Origin of the sequence: Nonomuraea maheshkhaliensis (assembly GCF_039529435.1) — a bacterium.
GTDB lineage: Bacteria > Actinomycetota > Actinomycetes > Streptosporangiales > Streptosporangiaceae > Nonomuraea > Nonomuraea maheshkhaliensis.
The window spans coordinates 1-7730 of the sequence record NZ_BAAAMU010000230.1 but is presented as its reverse complement, the minus strand read 5'-3'; the positions used below and the strand labels follow the sequence as shown (position 1 = coordinate 7730).

At 64.6% G+C, this 7730-nt stretch carries 8 protein-coding genes; 3 read left to right on the top strand and 5 right to left on the bottom strand.

The features are described from left to right. Positions 1-880: 880 nt before the first annotated feature. The 3 genes from ABFX54_RS55230 to ABFX54_RS55220 form a co-directional block, all read right to left on the bottom strand. Complete coding sequence (locus ABFX54_RS55230; protein WP_346115362.1) at positions 881-1708, bottom strand: SMI1/KNR4 family protein; 828 nt, start codon at positions 1706-1708, stop codon at positions 881-883. A gap of 899 nt (positions 1709-2607) precedes the next feature. Further along, entirely contained in the window at positions 2608-2964 is a 357-nt protein-coding gene (locus ABFX54_RS55225; protein ID WP_346115361.1) for a helix-turn-helix domain-containing protein, read from the bottom strand. Beyond that, on the bottom strand, positions 2961-3332 hold the full coding sequence (locus ABFX54_RS55220; protein WP_346115360.1) for a type II toxin-antitoxin system RelE/ParE family toxin: 372 nt from the start codon (positions 3330-3332) through the stop codon (positions 2961-2963). Before ABFX54_RS55220 ends, ABFX54_RS55225 begins: the two co-directional genes overlap by 4 nt. A 531-nt stretch (positions 3333-3863) precedes the next feature. On the opposite strand from ABFX54_RS55220, the gene ABFX54_RS55215 reads away from it, so the two are divergent. The 3 genes from ABFX54_RS55215 to ABFX54_RS55205 are packed head-to-tail and all read left to right on the top strand — an operon-like array spanning position 3864 to position 5093. After that, positions 3864-4268 carry a DUF5919 domain-containing protein gene (locus ABFX54_RS55215; protein ID WP_346115359.1) on the top strand — a complete coding sequence of 135 codons (405 nt, stop codon included), beginning with the start codon at positions 3864-3866 and terminating at the stop codon, positions 4266-4268. Then, on the top strand, positions 4265-4465 hold the full coding sequence (locus ABFX54_RS55210; protein ID WP_346115358.1) for a hypothetical protein: 201 nt from the start codon (positions 4265-4267) through the stop codon (positions 4463-4465). The genes ABFX54_RS55215 and ABFX54_RS55210 overlap by 4 nt, the downstream gene beginning before the upstream one ends. Next, a complete protein-coding gene (locus ABFX54_RS55205; protein ID WP_346115357.1) occupies positions 4410-5093 on the top strand; it encodes an inositol monophosphatase family protein in 684 nt (227 codons plus the stop codon). The genes ABFX54_RS55210 and ABFX54_RS55205 overlap by 56 nt, the downstream gene beginning before the upstream one ends. A gap of 37 nt (positions 5094-5130) precedes the next feature. On the opposite strand, the gene ABFX54_RS55200 is transcribed toward ABFX54_RS55205, so the two are convergent. Beyond that, a complete protein-coding gene (locus ABFX54_RS55200; protein WP_346115363.1) occupies positions 5131-6966 on the bottom strand; it encodes an IS481 family transposase in 1836 nt (611 codons plus the stop codon). Between the two features lie 341 nt (positions 6967-7307). Further along, entirely contained in the window at positions 7308-7583 is a 276-nt protein-coding gene (locus tag ABFX54_RS55195; protein WP_346115356.1) for a hypothetical protein, read from the bottom strand. Positions 7584-7730: the final 147 nt, after the last annotated feature.

Sequence of the window (7730 nt, the reverse complement as noted above, 5' to 3'; positions counted from 1 at the left end):
GTGACCCTGGCCCGCTTCCCCTTCGGGCGGGTCGACGGCAGACGGGATGATCAGGCGGCCAGCGTGCGCGCGTCGCGCGGACAACACCAGATCGCGGGCTGATCGTCGTGCCATTAGCGTGCCATTAACGGCGGTAACGAGGGGTCAATCACGGTCACTCACGACCGGCCTTAGACCCAGGTCAACGCAGCTACGAGCCGAGATCCCTGCAATTCCCAAGCTGACAGCGCGGGTTCGATTCCCGTCACCCGCTCTCAGACTGAAAAGCCAGGTCAGGGATGGATTCCCGACCTGGCTTTGATCGTTCCTAGGGCTCTTTTCGATCTTCCGTGCCCGCTACGTGCCCGATCCGTCTGGATCTTGGTTGTCCGGCTTGGGTTCTTCGGGTTTCAGGGCTTCCTCGGCGAGCTTGCCGAGAGCGTCTGCGATGGCCCTGTCGCGCTCCATCGCGGTGTGCTGGTAGATCAGCGCGGCCCATGCGGGTCATCAGGTCCCGCAGAGTCGCGCCGGACTGCGCGGCGAGGGTGTTTCCGGTGTGGCGAAGGTCATGGAAATGGAAGCCGCCGAGTTCGGCCTTCTTGAGCGCTGCCGCCCAGACCCGGGTGAAGTTCGCCCGGCGGCGAGACACCGAGCCGGGCCCCGTACGCCGCCCTCGCCGTACCAACTGAACGCTCCGCCCGGGGTTGCCACGCCGCCGCACAGATGCAGCCCTACGATCGCCACTGCATGGCCGGCCGCCGAAGATGGCTGGGGGCGATCGACGATCCAGGGTTCGTTCCTCACCCTGGCTCACCGGGCAGCGTGGCTGATCATCGTATCCAGTGCGAGCGACCAACTGTGGTTCAGCGGGCCCTAATTCACTGAGGCGGTGATCCACCCATCAGTCGGGCAGCTCAAGCCCGTCAACCCACTCCGTGGCCATTAACCATGGGTCATCTTCGGGGCTGCTCAATGGGACATCTTTGGGATACGCCTGCTGGGGTTGTTTCCTTGGGATAGGAGGATGGCTGTACCAGTCGTATCCGTTGGCCCACCCATCAAACCACTCGGCCAAGGACGGCGCCGTGATCACGATTCCAACCTCGGGCGACTGCTCTTCGGGAAAGTTCCACGCGTCGCCATCCCAAAGGCAGACGGGGTTACCGGGCTGAGTGAGCGACACGTACCAGTACATGGAGCACCCGGCACCTACGAGAGGGAACCCCAGCACCTTGCTGAGATCGGGATCTTCTTCGAAGAGTGTCAGCGCGTCTTGATGCTCCCGGGCAACAGAATGTTCCTTGGACGGTAAGTGAAGAAGATCGTAGGCGGGGCCGAAACCGCCGTTGCCCACCTCGGTGTAGACCCTCCGAAGAAGCTCGGGCAGTTTGTGGCCTATGCGTTCTTCGCAGGCAAGAAGGTCTGCCTGAGAGATCGGTGGGTACGGAGGCTCACGTGGGAAGTCGCTGAAGTACTTGACGGCTTCGGGAGCGCCAGATTCTAAGGCGGCATCCATGAGATGGTCTTGAGGTTCTGACCCCCAATACAGCCCGGTCACGCTGTCGCCTTCATCGGACAACTGTCGCATCTGATAGCTACCGATGCGGCTTGTGACGCTCTCCCCGTATTCGCGTTTGAGCCAGCCCAGGGGGACGAAAACCTCGTCGTGTCGGCGGGCAGGGTCCCAGGCCCGCCGTCGGATACGCTCGATCAGATCATCGTGTGACATGGACGACAGAATGCCAGTGCAGGCCCATTGACGACGGCAACTACGACCAGGCTGGGTACTCCCTGGGAGCCACCCGGATGGACGATCATGAACCGAGTCAACGGGTCTGGATAGTCGGAACCCTGGCAACCAGACCGGCGAACGCGTCCGGACAGCTCTGAGATCGTTTGGGTGCGTACGGATCAGAAGGTGCGTGCCCGTTGCGTGCCCGTTCCTACAACAATCAGCAGGGAGTCACGGGGACTCACAGTCACTCGCTAGCCGTATGCCCAGGTCAGCGTTTCCCCTGGTCGGAGGCCGTGATCCTGAAAGAGTTCCCAAGCTGACAGCGCGGGTTCGATTCCCGTCACCCGCTCCAAGCTTCACCGAGCCTCACTGCATGGCCTTCCACCTGGAGGCGCTCCGCGCCTTGGTGTTCCAGACCGCGCCTCCCAGGGGGCTCCGCCCCCTTCGACCCCCGAAAACCCGCTCGCTTCGCTCGCTCTCGGCCCCGCCCGTTGCCTGGTTACGCGGTGGTTGGCTGATGTCCGCCCTCGAAAGGGCCTCGCTGACGCTCGCCATCGCGTTTCTCAACACCGCCCAGGTCGCCAAGGGCCATAGCCGGGCCGTGCCGAGAAAGCATCACAGAGACCTTTCAGAGATCTCGCCCAATGGGCAGCGCAGGTCATGCGAACCGCCGCTCACGTCTCTCGCCGACTAATTCAAGCTGACAGCGCGGGTTCGATTCCCGTCACCCGCTCTCCAACGTCGAAGGCCCAGCTCAAGAGTGCGATCTAGAGCTGGACCTTCCTCGTTCCACTGGCGCTGATTCTCAAGCCGGCCTGTCGCGGCTGAAGACAGCTACTACGGAAGAAGCAGCAGAAGTCTACGGACTGAACCCTGAGGTGGCCGCCTGCGACTTATGTGTTCGCAAGCTGTCGGTGATGCACCGTCAGAGGCTCAATTTCAGTGGTGTCGTCGTCGACGACGAGCTCGACGCGGAACCTAACTCCCATTGCCGCGCCGAGGCGCAGCAGTGTTGCGATATCCGGAATGCCGCCACCGCCCTCGATGCGAGACAGGGCAGGCTGGGACATCCCAGAGCGCTCCGCTACGACCTTCTGAGACAGGCCTCGGCGCTTACGGATCTCACGCAACTGGTCTCCGAGCTCCAGGTCACGACCCGCCTGCTCGTATTCGGGGTGAGGCTGTGCATCCGCTTCCATGGCGCGCAGACGCTTTGCCTTGTACGTCTCCCAACGGCTGTGGCCCATCATGCGCTCCTCTCGAACACGTGCGTGGTGGTCAGGTCGTGTTCTGCCTCACACCGCTTCTTGGCAGTGATCGCTCGGTCGATGTCGCTGGTCTGGGTCCCATCCTGCGTCTTGCGGAAGACCGTTAAGATCACGATCACCCTGTTGGATGGCTTCCAGAAGGTCAACCGCCAAGTCGTGCGGTCAAGAGCAACACGCAGCTCGCGCACACCTTCGGCATCCTTCAGCTTCTTCGCGTGATCCCCATCAGGGATGCCACCAGTGACGAGGTAGTCGTCTACGTTGCGCATAACCCGCTGGTAGAGCGGAAAGGACAGTCCGTCCAGCCAGGACTCCACCTCCGGCTCCAGGTCGATCTCCCACTGAGGCATACCATGAATAGTATATGTTATCGATGGTAACCCGTGGCGAGGCTGAGTACCAGACCTGGCCCGTGTCGCCTCCTTGAGCTTGGCTGTTATCCCAGATCTCCACCGGGGAGACCCAAGCTGAGGTCGCCCAAGATCCTCCATGGAAACTCAGCCACGTACTGATCGTCGTGCCATCAGTGTGCCATTAGACAGGGCGGCAAAGGGGCAACCACGGTCTCTCTCATCGGCCCTTACGTGCAGGTCAGCGGGCCTACCCGCCATGATCGGTATGCTTCCCAAGCTGACAGCGCGGGTTCGATTCCCGTCACCCGCTCTCAGTCTGAAGGCCCAGGTAGGGATGTGAATCCCGACCCGGGCCTTAGTTGCTTCCGGCCTCGTTCGATCTTCGCGGGCCGTTAACGGGCCATTAGCTCGTGATCACCCTGCCGGGACCAGTGCGCCTGCCGTGCCCTCGTCGTCGTCACCGTCGTGTGCTTCGAGTTGCCGGTGTGCCTCAGGTCGTGGAAATGAAGCCCCGGCAGGCCCATCTCCGTGACGACGTCCATCCACCGCCTGCTCGACTCCGGCACGCGCATCCGCTGCCTCTTTCTCGATCCGAAGGGCCAGGCGATCCGCGCCCGCGAAGCGGAAGAGGGCTACACCGACAGCACCCTGACGACCCTTACAGCGCTCAACATCAGCATGCTGACCAGGCTGCGCGATCGGCTCGACACCACGTCGGCCCAGCGCCTCGAACTCCACGTCTACGAGGAGACGATCCGATTCAACTGGATCATCGTGGACCGGGCGTCGTGCGTAGTCCGGCCTTACCTGCCGCAGGCACGCGGAGTCGATTCACCTACCTTTGTGATCACGGACAACACCGCCGCAGAGGGGCTGTTCCCCATCTTCGACCAGGTGTTCAGGGATATGTGGGAGCGGAGCAAGCCCGTATGACCATCGATGCCAGGACTCTTCTCCCCATCGCTGAGCGCGCCGTGTCGATCGCCAGCGAGATCATCCGCACCAACGCTCCCGGTGTCATCACGGCCAAGGGCGACCGGGACATGGCGACGGAGGTGGACTACGCCGTAGAACGTGCCGTACGGGAGTTCCTGTCTCGCGAGACGGCCCGAGATCGGATTCCTGGGTGAGGAGGAAGGTGTCAGCCACCTGGGCGACGGCCTGGTGTGGGCGCTGGACCCTGTGGACGGAACAGCCGACTTCCTGCACGGCATCCCGCTCTGTGGTGTCTCCCTCGGGCTGATCGACAAGGATACGACCGCACTCGGAGTGATCGACCTGCCGTTCCTCAACCTTCGCTACCCGGCGGCCGAAGGGGCTGGCGCTACCGCCAACGGATCTGCCATCCAGGTGAGTGACGCCCGCGAGTTGCAGACCGCGATAGTGGCGATCGGTGACTATGCCGTGGGGGAGAACGCCGATGAGCGCAACCGGCCCCGCCTCGCCCTGACCCAAGAACTCGCCGCTCGCGTCCAGCGCATCCGGATGTTCGGCTCAGCCGCGATCGATCTCGTCTGGGTCGCAGACGGCAAGATCGACGCCAACATCATGCTCAGCAATAACCCGTGGGACACCGCAGCAGGCGTTGTCATCGCCCGAGAGGCCGGAGCGACAGTCGTTGATCTCGACGGCAGCCCACACAGCATGAAGGCTCACGCGACCATCGCAGCAAGCCCCAAACTGGTGGCAAACCTCGTGGAACTCATCGCTGAGGCCAGCAAGGTCGTGGTGCTCGACAAAATGTCTGGTCTCACTTGATGCTTGACGCTTTGGCATCGGATGATGCTTGACACTCCTAGCCGATCTTTCGCTTCTTAGTATGCGCCTGGGACTTGATCCGGGTGATCTCCTGGGTGGTGGTTCGAGGCACAACGCGGATGGGTTCGCCGTTGTCGTGGACGGTGATGTGGGTGTCGTCCACGGTCACGTCCAGGATCTTGCGGGCGTGGACCCGTCCGACCTGGACCTTCTGGCCGACGACCTGGAAGTGGCCGCGGCTGCAGACCACGCGCTGGACGGTGACGGGCCCGGCCGGGGAGGTGGGCGGTGCTCCGGCGGGGCGGGCGTTGCGCAGGGTGAGGCACTCGGCGAGCGGGAGGGGGCAGGGCACGGCGCGCAGCAGCTGGCGGTCTTCATCCATGACGCGGGCGGTGATGCCGTCCAGGCGCACGGTGACGCGCCGGCCGGCCAGGTGAGCGCCGATGCACAGGGCGCGGCCGGCCAGGCTGATGGTGCCGATGGAGCTGACCTGCCGGTCGATCTCGACGGCGCTGGCCTCGATCGGTGGTTCGGGCACGGGCTCGTCGGCTGCCGGGCGGGCTTGCCCGGAGGCGAGCAGCGCGGCCAGGTCTTTGACGGTCAGCCGGGAGGCCACGCTCTTGAGCCTGCCACCGCCGGTGGTGAACACGTGCAGCCGCTGCGTGCTGATCCACATGGTGATCGGCAGGCCCGCCCGGTCAGGGCCGAGCCACAGTTGCTGGCCACCGATCGACAGGTTCCCCGAGGCGGGCACGATCCGATCGACCTCGATCGCCTGGCGCGACAGCGGATCGACCGAGGTCCGCACAACGGGTTCGGGCCGTTCAGGCTGATCACCGTGGTCGCCGACCGGGATCGGGACAGTCGCGGGCGCCGGCGCAGCTTCAGGAGCGGAAGCGGTCACCGTGGTCAGAGCGGCGGGCAGCTGCAGCGGCAGTTCCCGCTCAGCCCGGCGCTGTCCGTCGCTGCGCTCGGCGAAGAACCGGTCGGCAGGGAAGGCCATGTCCAGCGCCTGGTGCGGGCGGGCGGTGTTGTCATGCTCCACGAACGCGTCCGTCTCGGCCTGGGCGGCCTCGATCGAGGCGAACGGCAGCGCCTCATCCAGCCATTCGCGGCGCACGCTCTGATGGAACCGCTCGATCTTCCCCGTCGTGGTCGGGGTTCTCGGGGCGGTGTGACGCAGCTTGATGCCGTTCTCCCGGCACACCCGCTCGAACAGCACCTCACCCGCCTTCGGCCCGCCAAACCGGCCGGTGAACTGCTTACCGTTGTCCGTCAGCACCTCCAGCGGCACCCCGTAGCCGCGCATCGCCTCGGCGAACGCCGCGCACACCATCCGTCCGGTCGGCCGCGCCACCACTGAGGCGATCACACAGAACCGCGAGTGATCGTCCACCCCGGTGATCAGCTTGGCCTCACTGCCGTCGGCCAGCAGCAGCCCGCCCATGATGTCCATCTGCCACAACTGCATCGGCCCCGGCCGCTCCCACCGCCGGTAATCCTCGCGCTTGCGCCGGCGGGTGACTGGCTCGACCAGGCTGTTGCGCACCAGTGCCCGGTAGATGCTCGCCCGTGACGGCAACGGCTCCACCCCGCGCCGGCCCAGCTCCCACAACAGGGTGCGCGGCCCCCACCGCGGATGAGCCCGCCGCAACTCGCAGATCAACGCCTCGATCGCAGCCGGTGTCTGCATCGGATGCGCCTTCGGTGCATGCGACCGGTCGGCCAGCCCTGCCAGGCCGCCGTCCTGATACCGGCGCACCCAGGCATGCACCGACTGCCGCGACACCCCATACCGTCCGGCCACGTCAGTGACCTTCGCCCCCGACAACACCTCGATCACCGCGTGATAGCGCTGCTCCACGACGCTCAACTCCACCAATGCCACCCGAGCCTCCCCCGAAGCGCCGATAACGCCACGAGCAGGCACAGACAACGATCAAGGTGTCAAGCATCAAGCGAGGCCAGAGTGTCAACCATCAAGCGAGACAGGACATGGTGCTCGACAAAAACATTGCCGAATAGCTCTTGTAGGTATCAAGCGGCGGCGCGGCGCGCCGCCGTACCGCGGTCCGGCGCTTGCCCGCCGCCCGGGCATGCGGCCTGGGGGCCGGTCCCGAGCGGCAGCAGCGCCAGCCCGCCACGCCGACCGCCGTGCCCGCCGACCCGAGCGAACTCGCCGACCCCAGCGCCACGCCACCGCAAAGCAGGGAATCAGCCGTCCTCCTCGTTCAACCCTGCGGCTTCCGGGAAGCCTTCCATGAATTCACGAAACGCAGGATCAGCCTCGGTCTCAGCCCTTTCACGGATCAACGCGATCAGCCTCAACCGATCCTCGGCCGACAAGGCATCGAGCTTGTAAGCGATCCACTCTAACTGCCTGACCGCATCGCGGGAATCAAGAGTCGAGTCATCACATGACTCGAAGAACCAAGCCAGATCCACAACCAGCTCAGCCAACGTCCGGATCAGCGCGTCTTCTCTCTGCATGCAGCGATCATGCCCGCAGGCTACGTCACCGGCAATGCGCCTCCGGCGGGGGGCTCCGGCTCCAGGATGCTCGTGGCACCGGGGATCAGGACGTAGGTGGCTGAGGTGGAAGCCTGATCATCCCGCCCGCCATCGACCCGGGACAAG

What these genes read in the sequence shown, in the direction of transcription:
- ABFX54_RS55210 (WP_346115358.1), top strand. Translation starts at nt 4,265, where the DNA reads ATGACCATCGATGCCAGGACTCTTCTCCCCATCGCTGAGCGCGCCGTG.
- ABFX54_RS55225 (WP_346115361.1), bottom strand. Translation starts at nt 2,964, where the DNA reads ATGATGGGCCACAGCCGTTGGGAGACGTACAAGGCAAAGCGTCTGCGC.
- ABFX54_RS55230 (WP_346115362.1), bottom strand. Translation starts at nt 1,708, where the DNA reads ATGTCACACGATGATCTGATCGAGCGTATCCGACGGCGGGCCTGGGAC.
- ABFX54_RS55195 (WP_346115356.1), bottom strand. Translation starts at nt 7,583, where the DNA reads ATGCAGAGAGAAGACGCGCTGATCCGGACGTTGGCTGAGCTGGTTGTG.
- ABFX54_RS55220 (WP_346115360.1), bottom strand. Translation starts at nt 3,332, where the DNA reads ATGCCTCAGTGGGAGATCGACCTGGAGCCGGAGGTGGAGTCCTGGCTG.